The following is an 18560-nucleotide window of genomic DNA, read 5'->3' on the forward strand; positions in this document are numbered from 1 at the left end:
TTGCCGCTGGTGGCGGCCACGGCGGCCGCTATTGTCACTGTAGGACTTTTTGTCACTCAAGGACAAATATTGTCGTGCCTGGTCCGGACGTCGACCTTGCCCTGGCGATGAACCCCAGGGCCTCAGCCCCAGGAGGAACCGCCGCGTAGACCACACCGACCTGTTAGCAACAGGGGACACATCGGACTGCCTTGGCTGCGTTCTGTCACTGGCCGGGCGCACGATGGTGGGCGTGTCGAAGATCGTCGCGTGGGTCAAGCCCACGCCGTCGCCCGAGCAGGCGGCGGTGCTGGCCTCGACCCTGGGCGCACTCAACGACCACGCCGCCTGGGTGGCGAAGGCGGCCCACGAGCAGGGCAACACCAATCACCAGATCTCGAAGCGCATCGTGGCCGAGGCCGAACGCACCGGGCGCGGTATCTCCCCCGAGGATTTGACGGGGATACGCATCCGGGTACGGCAACGCAGGCCCCAACGGGTCACGCTGCGCACCTGGTCCTTCCACCACCTGGATCAGTTCATCGTCTGCAAGGCGCGCCGCACGGGGGTGCCGGTGGTCTTCGTCGATGCGGCGTACACCTCACAGACGTGCGCTGGGTGTGGCCACGTGGACCACAGGAACCGGGTCGATCAGGCCACCTTCCTCTGCCGGGGCTGCGGTGTCGTTGCACACACGGACCGCAATGCTTCCGCCGACATCGCCGCTCGCGGTCGTGTGGTGCGGAACGCGGGGCGGAAGTCACACGTCCCGCCCGACCACCCCTAGCGGAGTGGTCGGGTCAGACGCGGTGGGCTCCTCCGCATCCAGCGGGGTGGTCCGACCACACGCTCGATCCCTTCGGGACCGAGAAGCTGACTAGAGTGGATCCGCCCAGGCAGCGCGCACACGGGAGGGGGGACGGTCGTGCCGGGACCACCGTCCGCGAAGACGCCCCGCGCACCCTCGGGGCGGGGCCGCCCGCCCATGACCGAGCGGCGCAGGGAGATCGTGCGCACGGAGATCGCGCGCGCGGCCGTGCGGCTGTTCACCGAGAACGGGGTGTCGGGCACCACGGGCGACGACATCGCGCACGCGCTCGGCATCTCCACCAGGACGCTGTGGCGCTACTTCCCCAGCAAGGAGAGCTGCGTCCGGCCGCTGCTGACGACGGGCCTGGAGCACATGGCCGAACGCCTGCGCGCCTGCCCTCCCGGGGTCCCCCTCCTGGAGTACCTGGAGCGGGAGCGGTTCTTCGACGGCGAGCCGCAGGTCGTGGAGGGGCCCGTAGCAGACCTCATCCGGATGACCCGTACCGAACCGGCGCTCATGGCGGTGTGGCTGGAGGTCCACCACTCCGCCGAGTCCGTCTTCGCCGGGATCATCGCCGACCGCACCGGCGAGCCCGCCGACAGCCTGCCCGTCCGCGTCCAGGCGGCCACCCTCAACTCGGCGCTGCGCCTGGCCGCCGAGGAGAGGGCGCGCCTGGGGAACGACGGGCGCGGCCTTCCGCCGGAGGGCGTGGGGCCGCTGCTGCGCACCGCGCTGACCACCGCGGCCCGCGGCCTGCCCGCCTTCGGGCACGGCGGCGGGGACGAGCGCGGGGAGGCGCCCCCGGACTGAGTCCCCTCCGGCCGCCCCGTGCGCGGGGCCCGCGCACGGGGGAGCGCTGGACCGCGAAGGCGGCCCCATACGCGGGGGCCCGCGGGTGCCGCGGAACCGTCTCGTCCTCCGGCCGCCGTGCGCGGGGGCCCGCGACCGGACGGGGCGGCGCTGGGGGCTCCGGCCCGGCGGGCGCAGGGCCGGAGCCGGGATCAGGCCGGGAGCTCCCCGTCGCGGGTGGAGCGGACCGTGAACGCCGTGACCAGGCCGACCACCGCCACCCCCATCACCCAGTACGCCGGGGACACCGGGTCGCCCGTCGAGGCGACCAGCTGGGCCGCGATGTAGGGGGCGGTCCCGCCGGCGACGATGGTGCCGATGTTGAAGCCCAGGGCGACCCCGGTGTAGCGCACGGCCCTCGGGAAGAGTTCGGTGAACAGCGGGAACGCCGGGACCTGGAGCGTCGCGTTGAGGACCATGAACACCAGGTACATCAGCCCGATGACCAGCAGCCCCGAGGCCTGCGACATGACGAGCAGGATGGGGTAGGCCAGGAGGACGTACCCGACGCACCCCGCGGTGAGCACCCTCAGGCGTCCGAAGCGGTCGGCGAGCAGGCCCAGGAACGGCATGCACGCGCAGGCCGCGGCGATCACGGCGGCCGAGAGCCAGTACACGTCCTGGGAGTCGTGGCCCAGGTCGTTGATCAGGTACACGTTCATGTAGGTCAGCCCGACGTACCCCGTGCCGTTGGTGGCGATGGCCAGGCCGACGACCTTGAGGACGGCGCCCGGGTTGCGCCGCAGCACGTCGGTGAAGGGGCTGCGGGCCACCTCCGCCTTGGTCTCCATCTCCCTGAAGTCGGGGGTGTCCTCCAGCTTCAGCCGCGCCCACAGGCACAGCAGGGTCAGCGGGACGCACAGCAGGAACGGGATTCGCCACCCCCAGGCCGTCATCTGCTCGGGGGCGAGGAGTCCGACGACCGCGCCGGTCACGGCGGCCGCGACCGCGAAGCCGAGCGTGGAGCCGGTCGGGGTGAACGCGCCGAAGAAGCCGCGCATGCCGGCCGGGGAGGACTCCGCGATGTAGGTGGCCGAGCCGCCCACCTCGCCTCCGGCGGAGAAGCCCTCGGCCATGCGCACGACCACCAGCAGGATCGGGGCGATGATCCCGGCCTGCGGGTAGGTGGGCAGCATGCCCATCAGGGCGCAGCACACGCCCATGCTGACGACCGTGGAGACCAGCGCGACCTTGCGTCCGGTCCGGTCGCCGAGGCGGCCGAAGAAGATCCCGCCGAGCGGCCGCATGAGGTAGCCGGACCCGAACACGGCGAGGGTGGCCAGCACCGAGGTGGCGGGGTTGGAACTGGGGAAGAACAGCGGGGCGATGACGACGGTCAGGAAACCGTAGACGCTGAACGCGTAGTACTCGATCAGGGTCCCCACCCCGCCGGCGACCGCGGCTCGCAAGGCGGTGCGCCGGTCGCGCACGGGTGCGCCGACGGGGGTCGGTGCCGGGGAGCTCCCGGCGCTGTCTGGAGAGGACAAGGCGATGCCTCCTGGTGAGGACGGGACGTGGGCACCCGTCAGGGGTCCACGGGGAAGGGCGCCTCCCCGTGGGCCGGGGCGGCGGGACGGGACGCCGGTCCGGCGCTCCCGCGTGTCGGTGCGGCGGTCCTGACCTGGCCGGTCAGCCCGCGGTGTGTGTCGAGCGGTGCTCGGACAGGAGCAGGTTCAGGCTCCCTCCCGCCTCGATGACCTTGACCACGCGCTCGGTGAGCGGGTTTCCGGTCAGCTCCGCGTCCCGGTCGGGCAGGCGTACGGACGGGCGCCGCCAGTCGACCTCGACGCGGTCCCACCGCCGGACGGCGCGGGTGATGCCCGGGACGGTCAGCAGCGGCATGCCGTTGTAGGTCTCCCCGCGCCAGAAGCCGGGTGAGAAGGACTCGGCGATCACGGCCGTCACCCCCAGGTTGCGCAGCGCGACGAGCGGGGGGTAGTGCGGGTGCCCGTAGCCGAAGTTGCGGCCCCCGACGACGACGTCGCCGGGGCGCACCTCGTCGACGAACGCGGGGTCGTGGTGCCGCATGCACACGCTCCGCAGCACGTCGGGGTCGTAGTACTTGATGTTCTCCACGCCGATGATGAGGTCGACGTCGAAGTCGTCCCCGAAGATCCAGGCGACGCGTCCCCTGATGACGTCGGGCGGCGGAAGCGGACTCATGGCCCGGTCACCTCCCGCACGTCGCAGATCCGCCCGGTCACGGCGCTGGCGGCGACGGTGTAGGCGGAGCCCATGTAGATGTTGGCGTCGGTGCTGCCCATGCGCCCGGAGATGTTGAGCACGCCCGTGGACACGCAGTTCTCCCCGGCCTCCAGGGGTTTCTGGTAACCGAAGCAGAAGTCGCAGCTGGACTCGGCCACGGCCGCTCCGGCGTCGCGCAGCACGTCCAGCAGTCCCTCCGCCTCGGCCTGGCGGTGGATCGCCGCCGAGGTCGGGACGACGTTGAGCTGCACGCCGTCGGCCACTTTACGGCCCCGCAGCACCCCGGCGGCGGCCCGGATGTCCTCCAGCCTCCCGCTGGCGCAGGAGCCGATGAACGCCTTGGTGACGGGGGTGCCCTCCAGCTCCGAGACCCCCCGCGTGTTCTGGCCCCTGGCCGACCCGGGCAGCACGACCTGCGGCTCCAGCTCCGAGAGGTCGATCTCGTGCACACCGGCGTAGACCGCGTCGGGGTCGCTGTACAGCGGCTCGGGAACGGTGTCGGACACCGTGCGGGCGTACTCCAGCGAGAGTTCGTCCGGGTTGAAGATCGCCGACACCGCGCCGGTGAACATCGCCATCCCGCACAGGCCCTGCCTGCGGTCGATGCTCATCGAGCGCGCTCCGGGGCCGGTGAACTCCATGACCTGGTGGGCGCAGCCGTCGGCGCCGAGCCGGGCGATGATGGCGTGGATGAGGTCGCGGTTGTCCACGCCCTCGGGGAAGGCCCCGGTGAGCTCGAAGCGCACCGACTCCGGCACGTCCAGGAAGATCTGACCGGTGACCCACGCCTCCAGGAGGTCGCGCCGCACCCCCCACCCGAGCGCCCCGAAGGCCCCCAGGCCGCTGATGTGGCCGTCGAAGTGGATGAGGAACCGGCCCGGGAGGGCGTAGCCGAGTTCGGCGGCGACCTGGTGGCCGATCCCCTCGGCCTCGTGCAGGGTGATCCCGTAGAAGTCGCACCAGTCGCGGGTGACCTGGTGGACCTCCGCCTCCTTGGCACTGCCCCGCGTGAGCATGTGGTCGATGAAGACCAGGTAGCGCTCGGGGTCGGCCAGTTCCGTGATGCCGAAGTCGTCGTGCATCTGGCGGAACATCACGTCGGTGTAGCCGGGGAAGTCGTAGGCGATCATGTGGTCGGGCCGGAACGCGCGGTTGTCGCGGGCGCGGACCGTGGCTCCCCCGGCGGCCCGGCCGAGGATCTTCTCGGTGATGGTCAGGCCCATGCTCACTCGCCCCCCTGCGCGGCGGGCAGGTAGTCCCGCTGCGCGGCCTCGACCTCGGCGAACCCGATCAGGTCGACGAACTCGTGGTGCTGGAGCGCGTCGGCGCTCACCTGGGCGGGGGGCTCTCCCCCGGCCAGCCTGCCCAGGGCCCGGCGCATGGCCCCCGTCGCCGCCATCAGCACCTGGGTGGGCAGGAGCGCGAGCGCTACCCCGACCTCCTCCAGTACCCGGGGGGTGAACTCGCGCTCGGTCCAGGTGGACGCGGTGAGCGTGGCGACGAGGGGGACCCCCGCCGCCTCCCGGCACCTCGCCCACTCGTCGACGGTGGAGAAGGTCCTGGTGACCGGCATGATCATGTCGGCCCCGGCGCCGACGTAGGCCTCGGCGCGGCGCAGCGCGTCGTCGCCCGCGGCGTCGGTGCGCGCGATGACGAGGACGTCGTCGCCGACGGCGTCCTTGACCGCGCGTACCTTCCCCGCCCCCTCCTGCGTCGGGACCAGGGGCACCGGGTCGCCGACGCAGAGGGGACAGCGCTTGGGCGACTCCTGGTCCTCCATGAAGACCGCGGCGACCCCGGCGTCGCGGAAACGGCGGCCCGCCCGCGCGGCGTTGACGGCGTTGCCGTACCCGGTGTCGATGTCGGCGATCAGCGGAAGGCCGCTCGCCTCGCGGATCCGGCGGGTCGCGTCGAGGTTCTCCGTCATCGTGTACAGCTCGGCGTCCGGGTAGCCGAGGGAGGCGGAGACGGCGAAGCCCGAGGCGCACAGGGCCGGGAACCCGGCCTGTTCGGCCAGGCGCGCGGTGAGCCCGTCCCAGACCCCCGGCGCGTAGACCACTCCCGCGTCCATCAGCTCCCGTAGTCGCTGGGATTCCATACCGCCTGCCTTTCGTATAGCGGAACGCGTTTCAAAAGGAGGCTAAGGAGGCGTATGATCCTGTGTCAAGGATCACTTCGTTACGTAACTCAGCCGACACTCGACGGGTCTACGTGCTGGAACGCCAACATACCGACCGGGCGGTCCGTGCACGGGTGGCCCCGTGTCCACACCACACGGAACACGTTTCGCACAGAACGGGAGAGTGAACCGCGATGATCTCCGTGATGCAGACCGAACCGCTGGGACTGCACCAGGTCTTCGACCGGGCCGAGACGACCTTCGCCGACCGCGGGATCACCGGCCGGGAGGCGGACGGCGTCCGCACGCTCGACTACGCCGGGCTGTTCGCCGGGGCCCGCGGACTCGCGCGGATCCTGACCGGCCTCGGGCTCCGGCCCGGCGACCGGGTGGCCACCTACGCCTGGAACACCCTGGACCACCTGCGCGCCTACGTCGCGATCCCCGGCTCGGGCATGGTCATGCACACCGTGAACGTCCGCCTCAGCGCCGACGAGATCGCCTACACGCTCGGGCACGCCGGGGACCGCGCGGTGCTCGTGGACGGGTCCCTGTGGGAGGCCTGGTCCGCCGTCGACCTCCCCGACACCGTCGAGCACGTCCTCGTCATGGGCGAGGCCCCCGAACTCCCCTCCTCCCAGGGCGGAGCGCGCGTGCGCCGACTGGAACTCCCCGCGGCCCCCGACCAGCGGAGCTGGTGGCGCCCCCGCGACGAGAACGAGGCGGCGGGCGTGTGTTACACGTCGGGCACCACCGGACGCCCCAAGGCGGTGGTCTACAGCCACCGGTCGGTCTACCTGCACGCGCTCACCCTGTGCACGACCGACGCGTTCGCCATCGGCCACCACGACGTGGTCCTGCCGGTCGTGCCGATGTTCCACGCGAACTCGTGGAACCTGCCCTACGCGGCCCTGGTGTCGGGCGCCGGTCTGGCCCTGCCCGGCCGCCACCTGGACCCGCTCAGCCTCGCGGGCTTCGTGCGCGACGCCGGGGCGACGTTCGCCGCCGGGGTGCCCACCGTGTGGTCCTCCCTGGTCCGGGCGGTGGAGGAGGGCCGGGTGCCCGCCGACGCGCTGGCGACCCTGGACCGGGTCGTCATCGGCGGCTCCTCCGCCTCCGAGAACCTGCTCGACGCGCTCACCGGCCTCGGGGTCCGCCCCGTCCACGCCTGGGGCATGACCGAGTGCTCACCGGTCGGTCTGGTCGCCGTGGAACCGTGCGTCCCCGACGAGGCGGCGCGCGCGGCGGCCCGCCGCACGCAGGGCCGCCCCCTGCCCGGCCTGGCGGTCCGGTCGACGGCCGCCGGAGGGGAGGTCCCCAGGGACGGCTCCTCCGTGGGGGAGCTGGAGATCAGCGGCCCCTTCGTCGTGGACCACTACCACGCCCCCGAGCAGGACGACGGCGCCTCCTTCGACTCCTCCCCCGACGGGCGCCGCTGGCTGCGCACCGGGGACATGGTCACCGTCGACGCGCGGGGGTACGTGACCCTGGTCGACCGCGCCAAGGACATGGTCAAGTCCGGCGGGGAGTGGATCTCCTCGGTCGACCTGGAGAACAGGCTGGCCGCCCACCCGCGGGTGAGGGAGGCGGCCGTCATCGCGGTCCCCGACCCGACCTGGGGCGAGCGGCCCGTCGCGGTCCTGTCCAGCACGGACGGCGGAGAGATCGCCGCGGACGAGCTGCGCGGCTTCCTGGGGGAGGGGTTCGCGCGCTGGCAGCTCCCCGACCGGTTCGTGATGGTGGAGGAGGTCCCCAAGACCAGCGTGGGCAAGTTCGACAAGAAGCGGATGCGCGCGGTGTACGGCAGTGAGAGCTGAACCGGACGGCGGCGCCGCGCCCGCCGGAGCCGGGTCCACGGCGTCGGAAGGCACGCGGTCCGGCCGCTACCCTGACACCGACGGCCGAACGTGCGAGGAGGTCCCCTTCGGTGGCGACGATCGACGGTGAACCGGCCGTGGGACCCAAGGGCGTGGTCAACTCGGTGCTCCGCGCCTGTCGGCTCCTGGAGTGCTTCACCCACGAGCGGCACGCGCTCACCCTGGGCGAGCTGGCCGAGGAGACCGGCCTGAACAAGACCACGGTGCATCGCCTGCTGGCCACGCTGGTCCAGGTCGGCTGGGTCAGCCAGCGCGCGGACGGCGCCTACAAGGTCAACATGCGGCTGTTCGCCGTCGGATCGACCGCGCTCGCCGAACTCAACCTTCGCGACGAGGCCGCTCCCCTGCTGCGCGGCCTGGCCGCGCGCACGGGCCACACGGCCTACCTGATGGTGCCCTCGGAGGACGGCGCGGTCTGCATCGACCTCGTCGAGGGCTCGGGGCCGCTGACGATCAAGAAGATCGCCGTCGGCAGCGTGCTGCCCTTCCACGCCGCGGCGGGGCCGATGACGATGCTGGCCTTCTCCGCCGACCTGCGGGAACGGTGGCTGGCCCGGCCGCTGCGGAGCTTCACCGCGCACACCCTGACCGACGGGCACTCCCTGCGCACGCACCTGGAACGGATCGCGTCCGAGGGCTACACCGTCAGCGACGAGGACTTCCTGGACGACGTGGGCGCCGTGGCCGCCCCCGTCTTCGACTCCTCCGGGGGGCTCGCCGCCACGGTGAGCCTGGGCGGCCCCGCGACGCACTTCCGGGGGTCGGGCCTGGTCGGCCTCATCGCGGCCGTCCGCGAGGCGGCGGCCGAGCTGTCGGTCCAGTTGGGCGCCCGGCCCCGGAGCGGCCCGCCGGAGGCCGGGCCCCCCGTCCGGTAGGAGGCGGCGGCCTGGCCGCCGCCTCCCGCCGATCCGCCCGCCCCGGCTTGCGCCGGGGCGGGTCCTCCCGCCGGGGCCGCCCCCGGTCGGCGTCTCCTCCCGCACCCGTGCCCCCGCCCCCCTACTCCGGGAAGACGGCTTCGGGGACCTCCACCCGCGCCCAGTCGGTGTCCGCGCCCAGGTGGAAGGACGTGTACGCGGGCTGGTTGTAGCCGGTCTGCTGCCGGGCCACGTCCACCCGGTACTGCGGGTCGTGCATGAGGGTGTGCAGCCGGTGTCCGGTCACCTCGGTGCTGGTGAGGATGCGCAGCGCGCCGCTGTCCTCCGTGCGCAGGACCAGCTCCTCGCGCCAGTCCCCGAGCACGTCCGCGACCAGGGCGGGGTTGCCCTTGGTCCCGTTGTTGGTGAGCGTGCCCTGGGCGGTGAGCAGCGTGCCGCGCCGCCAGTCCTCGATCCTCGGGTCCTCGGTCCCCTCGACGATCTGCGTGGTCATGTCGGCGGACCACCTGATGCTCATGTTCGTGCCGGGGGTGCGGTCGCCCAGGAACTCGCCCCCGGCGCTCCACAGGCCCGCCTCGCCCCCGCCGCCGGGCGGCATCGAGGACCACGCCTCCAGGCCGGGGACGTCCGGGTCGACGTCGCCGACCATGCCCCGGCCGGTGTCGGTGCCCGTGTACCCGCCGAACAGCACCTCGCCGGTGGCGGCGTCGCGCATCGCGAAGCCGTACGGCGCGCTCGCGCCGCCCTCGTGCACGGTCCAGACCTCCAGGCCCTCGCGCTCCGGGTCGAGGTCGCCCACGTGCATCGCGTCGCCGTGGCCGAGCTTGGTCGTCTGGCCCTCGATGGCGCTCCCGGGCGGGCCCTCGGCGTGCGAGGAGTACAGCAGCGACCCGTCGTCGTCCAGGGTCGCGGAGCCGTAGACGATCTCCTGGCGTCCATCGGCGTCCAAGTCGGCCACGCCGAAGGAGTGGAAGCCCTGGCCCGCGAGCGTTCCCATGTCGGGGTCGGAGCCCCGGCCGCCGTGCGGGGAGGCGTCGAACGGGTTGTCCATGGGCACGTGCCCGCTGTCCGCGATCCAGCGCAGGCTGATGTCCCGCCCGTCGAAGTCGTAGGCGGCCACGGCCGAGCGCGTGTAGTAGCCCCGGGCGAACACCGCCGACGGGCGGGTGCCGTCCAGGTAGGCCACGCCCGACAGCAGCCGGTCCACCCGGTTGGCGGGTTCGATGCGGGCCATCGCGTAGTCGCCCCACATCAGGCCGTCGTCGCCCCGGCCCGGCTCGTAGCGGACGGTGTCCAGCTCCGCGCCGGTCTCCCCGTCGAACACCGTCAGGTACTCGGGGCCGTGCACGACGAAGCCCTCGAACTCGCGCAGCTCGTTGCGCGCGCTGCGCGAGGGCGCGTACTCGTCGAGGAAGTGGTCCGCGAGGGCCCCGGCGTCCGCCTCGCTCAGGGGGTAGTCGTAGCGGGGTTCCCCGCCGAAGGCCTCCTCCAGGGTGGCGGGCCAGTTCCCGGCCGCCACCTCGGGGTGCTCGTGCCAGCCCCGGAACATCTGCACGACGTGCTCGCGGTAGTCCCCGGCGCTCATCCGGTAGTCGTCGCCGTGATCGACCCCGGCCTCGACGTCCTCCTCGGGCAGGGTGATGTGGTCCCCGACCGCTCCGCCGTCCCCGTCGAAGGTCAGCGTCCGGGTGCCCGGGGCGGTCTTGAGCATGATCTCCGAGCGGCCGTCGCCGTCGAGGTCGTAGACCACGAACTGCGTGTAGTGCGCGCCCGACCGGATGTTGACGCCCAGGTCGATGCGGTGCAGCAGCTCGCCGTCCAGCGTGTAGGTGTCCACGTACGTCGGGCCGGTGTAGCCCCGCTGGGAGACGTCCTTGGAGTTGGTGGGGTCCCACTTGACCACGAACTCGTACTGTCCGTCGCCGTCCACGTCGCCGACGCTGACGTCGTTGGCGGTGTAGCCGTACTCCTCCCCCGCCGGGGTGGTGCCGCCCTCGGGCCTCTGGAGCGGCAGGTCGTGGTGGCCCTCGGCCCACACGGCGGCCTCGTCCTCGGGGCCGGTGCCGGGCCTCCCCCGGGGGACGGGGACCACCCGGTACTCGGAGTCGGCGCCGCCCTCCTCGTCCAGGAAGTTGGTGCTGTCGCGCACGATCGCGATGACGTCGCCGTCCCGGTACACCCGGAACTGCGGGCCCCGGAGCCCGGCGTCGGTGTGCCCGTCGACCTCGGAGACCAGCAGGCGCCAGCTCAGGAAAACGCCTTCCGATGTGTCGACCGCGACCAGGCCGCGATCCAGCCGTTCCAGTTGGATGCCGGAACCGGTGTCCGGCTCGGCCAGGGCGGTGGAACTTGCGGCCATCACCAGGGCGCATACGCCCGCGAGCAGCGGACTCGTTCTTCGGACGGAACGCGGGGGGATCCCCATGGGCACGCCTCCTTGAACAGCGGGGGTGACCCACGTTACAAGGCAAGCGCTTTCCGACCAAGACCTCCCACAGAGCGGACCGCCGCACCGGGACGCACCGGCGGCACGCGAACGGGCGCGGCTGGCACGCCGGACCTCCCCTTCCGCCCTCCGGCGGAGACGGGTCCGTCCCCTCGACGCGGACCGCCCCTCACCTCGGACGGACCCGGCGTGCCGCCGCGGGCCCGGCCGGGCCCGTGAGCCCGGCCGAGTGTTCCCTCCCGGCGTGGTCGAAGGTCCCTCTACGGGACGAGGATCGCGCGACCCCGGATCCGCCCGGCGTCGAGGTCGTCCAGCGCGTCCTGGAAGCGGTCGAGCGGGTACTTGCTGGTGTGCAGCCGCACGTGTCCCCGCGCCGCCAGCACCATCAGCTCGCACAGGTCGTTGTAGGAGCCGACGAGGTTGCCGACGAAGTTGATCTCCGCCGAGATGACGTCGATCGTCGGCACGTCGATGTTCTCGCCGTACCCGACGACGTGGTAGTCCCCGGCGCGGCGCAGGAACCGCACCCCGTCCGAGGTCGCCCCGCCCTCCCCCACGAAGTCGATGACGGTCTCGGCGCCGTGGCCGCCGGTGAGTTCGAGGACCTGCTCGACCTGCGTGCCGTCCGCGACCACTCCGTGGTCCGCGCCGATCGAGGTGGCCAGGGCGACCGCGTCGGCGTTGCGGTCCACCGCGATGATCTCGGCCGCGGTGATCGCCTTGAGCACCTGGATGCCGATGTGCCCGAGGCCCCCGGCGCCGATCACCGCGCAGCGGTCGCCGGGACGCAGGCGGCGCGCGGCCTTGGCCGCCGCGTGGTAGGCGGTCAGCCCGGCGTCGGCGAGCGCGGCCACGTCGGAGGGTTCGAGGGAGTCGTCGATGCGCACCACGCTGCGCGCAGAGGTCTTGAGGTACTCGGCGTAGCCCCCGGCCGTGTCGATGCCGGGGAAGAGGTTGTTCTCGCAGTGGACGTCGTCACCGGAGCGGCAGGCCCGGCACAGGCCGCAGGTGATCAGCGGGTGCACGATGACCTTGTCGCCCTCGGAGACGTTGGTGACGCCGCTGCCCACGGCGTGCACCCAGCCCGCGTTCTCGTGGCCGATCGTGTAGGGCAGGGTGACACCGGACTTCTGAGCCCACTGCCCCTCCAGGATGTGGATGTCGGTGCGGCAGACTCCGGCGCCGCCGATCCTGACGATGACGTCGAAGGGACCGGTGACCTCCGGGGCGGGCACCTCCTCCATGCGCAGGTTCTGGCCGTAGCCGACGACCTGGACTGCCTTCATGACTGCCTCGCTTGAACGGTGAGCGGAAGTGTGTGGGCGGGCGGGGCCTGGTCGGCCTCCGACCCGGGGTAGCGGGTGCGCAGCAGCCCGCGGCAGAAGTGCGAGTTGCCCTCGATGGAGATCCGGGTGGAGCGGGCGAACCTCAGCCGCAGCGGGACCTCCTCGCGGGGGAAGGGGTCGCCGTGGTCGTCCACGAGCACACGCGCGGACGGGTCGCAGTTCAGCCCGAGCGCCGCGCGGCGCCGCAGCAGCGCCCGCCCCGCCCGGTCGTCGGGCAGGTCGGCGAGGGTGAGGTCGTGCAGGTCCTCTTCGGCGAGGCCGGGGTCCGCGCGCAGCAGCAGGGTCAGCGCCCGCTCCATCGCGGCGGCGTGGGCCTTGCGCCGGAAAACCAGGCGCAGCTCCTCCAGGTCCTCCCGCGCCTCGTCCCCGAACGTGCCGCGGTAGCCCGCGTCCGCGGCCAGGCCGCGGTTGATCCTCTCCGAGTCGTGGTGGTCGTCGAGGAGGACCGCGACCTCACGTACGCCGGACAGGTCGGTGAGCACGTCCTTGGCGTCGGAGGCCATGAGGTAGGCGAAGTTGGGCGCGCAGAACGAGGTGGGCAGCCGCAGGTGGACGGTGATCACGCCGTGATCGGCCCTGACGGAGCGGACGAAGCCGAGGTCGGTGACGGGCTCGTCCAGCTCGGGGTCGTACACCGTGTCCAGCGCACGCAGCGCCGCGAGTTCCAGTTCGGCGTTTCCGGGCGGGCGCATGTCAGGCCACCGCCCTGGCGTCGGCGTCGGCCGCCAGACCCAGCCCCTGCGGCACCTCGATGCCGTACATCGCGGCGGCGTTGAGCCCGAGGATCTTCTTCTTCTGATCCACGGTGACCGGCGCGTACTCGGTCATGTCCTCGGGGATCTGGAAGTCCACGAACTTCTCCACCAGCCAGCGCGGGGTCCACAGGGCGTAGTCGCTGGAGAACTGGATGCGGTCCTCGTCCAGCCAGTACAGCAGTTCACCGAGGATCTGCGCGAAGTAGCGCGGCCGCGTGTGGATGAAGGGGATCGCCACGGCCAGGCCCGCGTGCACGTTGGGCTCCTGGGTCGCGATCCAGCAGAAGTCCTCCAGGCGGGGCAGCCCGCAGTGCTCCACCACGAAGTTGAGGTCGGGGAAGTCGGTCGCCGCGTGGTCCACGTCGGCCACGTCGAAGGCGTCGCGGTCCAGCGGCCGGATCGTGGGCCCCTTGTGGACGTGGATGTTGCGAATGCCGAGTTCCTGGCAGGTCTCCAGGTAGCGGTAGGTCCACGGGTCGTCCAGCTTGTACCCGCGCGAGCCCTCCTTCCACTCGGCGGTGTAGAGCTTCACCCCCTGGAGCCCGAACCTCTCGGCGTCGCGGCGCAGCCACTCCAGCCCCTCCTCCTCGAAGCGCGGGTCCCAGCAGTGGTTGTAGGTGAGCTTGTCGGGGTGGGCCTGGGTGAGCGCGAAGGCCTCCTCGGCCTGCCCGAACCCGTTGCGGTAGAAGGCGCCCAGGTGGGCGGGCTGGAAGATGGCGTGGTCGACGTAGCCGTCGGTGAACAGGTCGCGCATCAGGCGCTCGCCGCCGTAGTAGAGGAAGTCCTCGTACGGCCACAGCTCCGACTCCGGGCCGAGGTTGCGGTGGTAGTCGTAGAAGCAGTCGATGAACTGCTTGCCGTGGATGTTGAGCTGGTTCTCGGGACGCGCGTCCCACAGGGCGACGTGCGCGTCCACGACGAAGTAGTTCTCGCCGTCCTTGCTGTACATGCTTCCTCCCACGGGGCCGGGTCGAGTCGGCCGTTTCGCTGGAAGACTAGGGAGACGTACGCAACCCTGGCGTGTGTCGCGTGTCTCAGTTTGAGACAGCCGCTCCGAGGGCTCCGGGACAGGGGCGAGTAACCTGGCCGTCACGCGGCCCGGGTGGGCGTACCGACCGTCCGCCCAGGTCGCGGCCGCAGAACCCCTGGAGGCCGACGTGCACGACCGGACGTGTTCACCGCCCAGACACGCACCCATCGACACCGCCGGACGGACACCGGCGAAAGCCCCGCGGCTGCGCGCCTCGTGGCGGCGCAGCGAGCACTACGGCGTCTCCGCCGAACGGGTGGAGCCCCCGTTCACCGGTTCCGTGGACACGGAGTCGCTGTTCTACGAGTGCGGCAACGAGGTCCTGCGGGGCATCCAGCGGACCATCGCCAACGAACCGGTGAGCCTGATGATCACCGACAGCGAGGGGCTGGTGCTGAGCAGGCTCGCCAACGACGCGGCGATCCTGCACTCGCTGGACCGGGTCCACCTCGCCCCCGGGTTCTCCTACGCCGAACGCGACGCGGGCACCAACGGCCTCGGCCTGGCCCTGGCCGACCGCGCGCCGTCGCTGGTCAGGGCGGAGGAGCACTACTGCACGGGATTGCGCGGGTACACCTGCGCCGCCGCTCCGGTCCTGGACCCGTCCGACGGCACGCTGGTCGGCAGCGTCAACCTGACCACCTGGTCGGAGTCCTCGTCGGCCCTGCTGCTGGCGCTGGCCCAGTCCGCCGCGCAGAGCACGTCCGCGCTCATGCTCGCCCGGGGCACGGGGCGCCGGGTCCAGCCCGCGCCCAGGGGCGCGGTGTTCCGCTTCCGCGCCGCCGGCGGCGGACAGGCCGACGCCTGCGCGTCGCGGCTCTGGCGCGGCGCCGTCGCCGAAGCCCGCGAGGCGGTCGGCGGGCGGACCCTGGCGGTCGTGGGCGAGCCGGGTTCGGGCCGGACCTGCCTGGCCTCGCTCGCGCGGCGGCAGGTCCGCGCCCGGGACAGGGTGCTCAACGCCCGTCCGCCCTCCCCCGAGGACGTGGACTCCTGGCTCACGCTCTGGACTCCCGAACTCGCCAAGGACGACACGTGCGTGATCGTGTCCGGGGTGGAGGCGCTTCCGGCGTGGGGCGCGAGCGAGCTGGCCCGGCTGCTGGCCGGGGCGCGGCGCGAAGGCGGGCGCCCCCAGCCCTTCGTGGTCACGGCGCGGAGCTTCGACGCGCTCCCCGAGGCGCTGCGGGAGCTGGTGGACACGGTGGTCGAGGCCCCGGCCCTGCGCCGCCGCCCGGAGGACGTGCTGCCGCTCGCGCGGCACTTCGCACAGGGGGCCCGGGGGCGGGCGATCGGCCTCACCCCGGCGGCCTCCCGCGCGCTCACCGACTACCACTGGCCGGGCAACGCCACCGAGCTGAAGCGGGCGGTGTGCGACGCGGCGCAGCGCGCGGACGTGGTCGACGTCCACCACCTGCCCGCCGAGGTCTTCCGCAGCAACGGCGGGCGCCGCCTCAGCCGCATCCAGGCCGTGGAACGCGACGAGATCGTCCGCTGCCTGACGGCCCCGGGCGCGACCGTCGTCGGGGCCGCCGCCGAGCTGGGGATGGGGCGGGCGACCGTCTACCGCAAGATGCGCCAGTACAACATCCGGATGCCGCACCAACAGGAGTAGGCGGTTGTCCGGCCGTGGTCGGCGGTGGGCACACCGCTGAGCCGAGCCGAGTCGCGCACGGGCCGGGACCGCTGGTGGCGGTTCCGGCCCGTGGTGGGAGGGACCGGTCAGACCGGTACGGGAGTGACGGTCTCGACGGCCAGGGCGGGCGGCATGAACGGGGCGTTGTGCGGCCGCAGGGCCAGGAGAAGGGCGTCAGCGCTGGCGGCTTCGGGGAGTCCGCTGGGGGTGACCGCCCAGAAGGACTGCGTGGCCTCGCCGTAGCAGACGATTCCCGGCGTGCAGGCACTCCAGACGCCTCGTCCGTCTCTCGGCTCACCCCAGCGAGTTGAGGATGAACAGAAGCAGGGCGGTCAGCGCCACCGAGACCACCAGCGACATGACACAGCCCAGGCGGTTGCTGAAGAAGACGAACACGGCACTCCCTCCACTCTCAGCCACTCCCGAAGGACTGAGCACAGTTGCCGGTCCCCTACCCCGCCCGCCCCATGCCAGCACGAGCGACTCCGGCCGTATTTTCAGCCAAGCCAGAAGAGCAAGGAAGAAAAAGAGAGGCCGACGAAGCTAGTATCCGAGACTCAAAAGATAAAAAAGAACAAGGGATGCGAGCGATGCACAAGCGAGGAAATCCAGATTGAGGTGCAGTGAAGTTACGACGCCAGAACCCTCCACAGCCACAGGCTCGGACTTGCTCCTTTCCACGAAATTCTCGATCTCCCTGGCGCACCTCCGGTTTGTCGGGTAACCAGCGAGCTGACCGACCAAGGAACCCCCCAGATTGAGACACCACCACTTACTACCATCTTCAAGAATAATATCTACACCTCCTTCCCAAAGAACCCTAGAAACGAGTCGAGCAGGGATGGCATGCTTCACCAGGAAGTTTTTAACAACAACAGCATCATCCCGCAGTTCAACATGAGTGAAGTATGAAACCTTCAGGAAAAACCAATAAGCAATGGGATGGAACACGGAGTAGAAGAACCACTCCCATCGGTAAACTCCACTCTCAGAACCGAGGGCTTGCGTTACACCACCAAGCCAAAAAAGCCCGATAAGAAAGCAGGCGGAGATGCCAAAGGAAGCTGTCCACCGGTTCCGCAGTGTCCTGAAAGGCCTCTTCCTCCGAGACCTCGGAAATACAGTCACTAGATCACCCTAGCCAGCCTCTGTCGTTCTGCCGCACCGCGACCATCTGGTCTGCACGCTTGAAGCAGCATGCAGCCTCCTCGTATTCCCGCAGAACCAGAGTCCGCAGGCCAGGAGCGCAGACAGGCGCCAAGCCTGAAATTTTAAAATATATTCACAAAAAAACCATACAAGATGACAGATGTAGCAACTAAATGAATTGCAGCATATGAATTTCTTCCCAGCCCGAACACAACTTCACGGCCCCCCTTCATGAAACCAACCAGAACAGCCTTTGCCGACTCAACAGCCCTGACGAAGGTCACGCCTATGGCAGGGGCAGAAAAAAAGAAACACCAGGCGTAATAGTAGTCTCTGTCCAAATTTGAAACAGAAGTCAGTTGAAAAAGCTGGTAAATTATTTCCGTGATCAATGCCAATGGCAGTACATAAAGCGATGTCAGCATCATGTCCAAGAAGAAAATTTCCTTCGCTTCTCGAACAGAAACGCCCTCCTCCCGAGCACGTCTACGCAGTCTTACTATGAGATCACCCAAACCACCAAGGCCAGGAAACAGCCTTACGTAAATAATCTCCGAAAGGCGCCAGATTCCATACTCAACAAAAATTCTCTTCAATATTTCTTTCGTATCTTGTCGAATCAATTCAGCATCTATGTGCCAGTGGTTTTATAGGGAACGCTCGGAGGGGCGATGTTCAGGAAGCAAGTTCCACTGGTCGTCATTTCTATCGAACGCCCTTTTCAGTGCGCACCAGATCGTACTTGCGTCGTTTCTGGACGAGCATGTCCGGGTCGCGTCTATGCCCGGAAGACAGAGGGCCCGTGCGCACGCCGCAGCAGCCGCTCACCCCCGGCATCATAGACGCATTCGGTCCTGTCCACACCCTCGGTGACGCTGGCCAGCTCACCCTCAGAAACCTTTATGCCGCAGTCAATTCCCAGAAAAAAAGGATCAAAGCGACCAAGAAAAGCGCCAGGATCAGAAACCTAAGCGATCCCGGCGCTTTTTTGCCTTTCCTTTCCGCAATGTACACCCCGAGCATGGCCGCGAAAGCCACAGCATTCAGGGAATAGATAATCAGGCCCAAAATTACCTTCTTAATTGGAAGCTTCTACAGCAACCGAAATCGGGACGCGTCGGATGATAAAACCAACGGGCGCCTCCTCCGCCCCAAGCTTCATGACACTCCACCAGGCAAACCAATACTCCCCACGCATCGATACCCACTGATGTCGTACGTGAAGCAGGTTGCATCGATTGCGGGCCCGGACGCAGCGAAAGCTCGCACCCGGGAGCCAATTCCAGCGACCACGCCATGAATGAAGCCGCCATAACATCAAAACAAATAACCGCAGAAGTGCTCCGATGTCCAAACGGAGAACCGAATCATCGTCAGTGTGACGATATCATCCACACACAGGAGCAGAACAGTCGATCGACTCGGTTCCGGATGGGCTTTCAGTGGCTTCTGGGAGATCCGGCCCAGCAGACGTAGTCGGAACTCTTCG

Annotated in this window: 16 protein-coding genes; 6 read left to right on the forward strand and 10 right to left on the reverse strand. The window is 70.0% G+C overall.

Annotated elements, in window-relative coordinates; genetic code table 11:
* The first annotated feature begins 223 nt into the window (after positions 1–223).
* Together EV372_RS03705 and EV372_RS03710 are read left to right on the forward strand one after the other, a co-directional pair.
* Entirely contained in the window at positions 224–766 is a 543-nt protein-coding gene (locus EV372_RS03705) for a zinc ribbon domain-containing protein (protein ID WP_130394853.1), read from the forward strand.
* Positions 767–964: 198 nt separating this feature from the next.
* The gene (locus EV372_RS03710) at positions 965–1600 is read left to right on the forward strand and encodes a TetR/AcrR family transcriptional regulator (RefSeq protein WP_130394854.1); all 636 of its coding nucleotides are present in this window, start codon (positions 965–967) and stop codon (positions 1598–1600) included.
* 191 nt (positions 1601–1791) lie between these two features.
* Here EV372_RS03710 and EV372_RS03715 read toward each other — a convergent pair whose 3' ends face one another.
* The 4 genes from EV372_RS03715 to EV372_RS03730 form a co-directional block, all read right to left on the reverse strand.
* The gene (locus tag EV372_RS03715; RefSeq protein ID WP_253794725.1) at positions 1792–3126 is read right to left on the reverse strand and encodes an MFS transporter; all 1335 of its coding nucleotides are present in this window, start codon (positions 3124–3126) and stop codon (positions 1792–1794) included.
* A gap of 142 nt (positions 3127–3268) precedes the next feature.
* On the reverse strand, positions 3269–3802 hold the full coding sequence (locus EV372_RS03720; RefSeq protein ID WP_130394855.1) for a LeuD/DmdB family oxidoreductase small subunit: 534 nt from the start codon (positions 3800–3802) through the stop codon (positions 3269–3271).
* Positions 3799–5067, reverse strand: coding sequence for a 3-isopropylmalate dehydratase large subunit (locus EV372_RS03725; RefSeq protein WP_253797500.1), 1269 nt, complete (start codon positions 5065–5067; stop codon positions 3799–3801). Before EV372_RS03725 ends, EV372_RS03720 begins: the two co-directional genes overlap by 4 nt.
* Positions 5068–5069: 2 nt before the next feature.
* The gene (locus EV372_RS03730) at positions 5070–5942 is read right to left on the reverse strand and encodes an isocitrate lyase/PEP mutase family protein (protein WP_130394856.1); all 873 of its coding nucleotides are present in this window, start codon (positions 5940–5942) and stop codon (positions 5070–5072) included.
* A 227-nt stretch (positions 5943–6169) separates the two neighbouring features.
* Between EV372_RS03730 and EV372_RS03735 the strand changes: the two genes are divergently transcribed.
* Both EV372_RS03735 and EV372_RS03740 read left to right on the forward strand, forming a co-directional pair.
* A complete protein-coding gene (locus EV372_RS03735; RefSeq protein WP_165435957.1) occupies positions 6170–7780 on the forward strand; it encodes a long-chain-fatty-acid--CoA ligase in 1611 nt (536 codons plus the stop codon).
* Positions 7781–7890: 110 nt separating this feature from the next.
* The gene (locus tag EV372_RS03740; protein ID WP_130394858.1) at positions 7891–8715 is read left to right on the forward strand and encodes an IclR family transcriptional regulator; all 825 of its coding nucleotides are present in this window, start codon (positions 7891–7893) and stop codon (positions 8713–8715) included.
* A gap of 121 nt (positions 8716–8836) precedes the next feature.
* On the opposite strand, the gene EV372_RS03745 is transcribed toward EV372_RS03740, so the two are convergent.
* The 4 genes from EV372_RS03745 to EV372_RS03760 form a co-directional block, all read right to left on the reverse strand.
* Positions 8837–11074 (reverse strand): rhamnogalacturonan lyase, encoded by a 2238-nt coding sequence (locus tag EV372_RS03745; RefSeq protein WP_197044359.1) that lies wholly within the window; start codon positions 11072–11074, stop codon positions 8837–8839.
* A 347-nt stretch (positions 11075–11421) separates the two neighbouring features.
* Positions 11422–12447, reverse strand: a complete 1026-nt coding sequence (locus tag EV372_RS03750) for an NAD(P)-dependent alcohol dehydrogenase (protein ID WP_019611206.1) — start codon at positions 12445–12447, stop codon at positions 11422–11424.
* Entirely contained in the window at positions 12444–13199 is a 756-nt protein-coding gene (locus tag EV372_RS03755; RefSeq protein WP_130394860.1) for an iron-sulfur cluster assembly protein, read from the reverse strand. Before EV372_RS03755 ends, EV372_RS03750 begins: the two co-directional genes overlap by 4 nt.
* Position 13200: 1 nt before the next feature.
* Positions 13201–14211 (reverse strand): amidohydrolase family protein, encoded by a 1011-nt coding sequence (locus EV372_RS03760; RefSeq protein WP_130394861.1) that lies wholly within the window; start codon positions 14209–14211, stop codon positions 13201–13203.
* Positions 14212–14419: 208 nt separating this feature from the next.
* Between EV372_RS03760 and EV372_RS03765 the strand changes: the two genes are divergently transcribed.
* Entirely contained in the window at positions 14420–15901 is a 1482-nt protein-coding gene (locus EV372_RS03765; protein WP_253794735.1) for an AAA-type ATPase lid domain-containing protein, read from the forward strand.
* 564 nt (positions 15902–16465) lie between these two features.
* On the opposite strand, the gene EV372_RS03775 is transcribed toward EV372_RS03765, so the two are convergent.
* Together EV372_RS03775 and EV372_RS03780 are read right to left on the reverse strand one after the other, a co-directional pair.
* The gene (locus EV372_RS03775; protein ID WP_130394862.1) at positions 16466–17050 is read right to left on the reverse strand and encodes a hypothetical protein; all 585 of its coding nucleotides are present in this window, start codon (positions 17048–17050) and stop codon (positions 16466–16468) included.
* A 143-nt stretch (positions 17051–17193) separates the two neighbouring features.
* Entirely contained in the window at positions 17194–17505 is a 312-nt protein-coding gene (locus EV372_RS03780) for a hypothetical protein (protein WP_130394863.1), read from the reverse strand.
* Between the two features lie 368 nt (positions 17506–17873).
* Here EV372_RS03780 and EV372_RS03785 point away from each other — a divergent pair, with 368 nt between their 5' ends.
* Positions 17874–18125, forward strand: coding sequence for a hypothetical protein (locus tag EV372_RS03785; RefSeq protein WP_130394864.1), 252 nt, complete (start codon positions 17874–17876; stop codon positions 18123–18125).
* Positions 18126–18560: the final 435 nt, after the last annotated feature.

This window comes from Nocardiopsis sp. CNZ308 (assembly GCF_004217075.1).

What these genes read in the sequence shown, in the direction of transcription:
- EV372_RS03705 (WP_130394853.1), top strand. Translation starts at nt 224, where the DNA reads ATGGTGGGCGTGTCGAAGATCGTCGCGTGGGTCAAGCCCACGCCGTCG.
- EV372_RS03710 (WP_130394854.1), top strand. Translation starts at nt 965, where the DNA reads ATGACCGAGCGGCGCAGGGAGATCGTGCGCACGGAGATCGCGCGCGCG.
- EV372_RS03720 (WP_130394855.1), bottom strand. Translation starts at nt 3,802, where the DNA reads ATGAGTCCGCTTCCGCCGCCCGACGTCATCAGGGGACGCGTCGCCTGG.
- EV372_RS03725 (WP_253797500.1), bottom strand. Translation starts at nt 5,067, where the DNA reads ATGGGCCTGACCATCACCGAGAAGATCCTCGGCCGGGCCGCCGGGGGA.
- EV372_RS03730 (WP_130394856.1), bottom strand. Translation starts at nt 5,942, where the DNA reads ATGGAATCCCAGCGACTACGGGAGCTGATGGACGCGGGAGTGGTCTAC.
- EV372_RS03735 (WP_165435957.1), top strand. Translation starts at nt 6,170, where the DNA reads ATGCAGACCGAACCGCTGGGACTGCACCAGGTCTTCGACCGGGCCGAG.
- EV372_RS03745 (WP_197044359.1), bottom strand. Translation starts at nt 11,074, where the DNA reads ATGGCCGCAAGTTCCACCGCCCTGGCCGAGCCGGACACCGGTTCCGGC.
- EV372_RS03750 (WP_019611206.1), bottom strand. Translation starts at nt 12,447, where the DNA reads ATGAAGGCAGTCCAGGTCGTCGGCTACGGCCAGAACCTGCGCATGGAG.
- EV372_RS03755 (WP_130394860.1), bottom strand. Translation starts at nt 13,199, where the DNA reads ATGCGCCCGCCCGGAAACGCCGAACTGGAACTCGCGGCGCTGCGTGCG.
- EV372_RS03760 (WP_130394861.1), bottom strand. Translation starts at nt 14,211, where the DNA reads ATGTACAGCAAGGACGGCGAGAACTACTTCGTCGTGGACGCGCACGTC.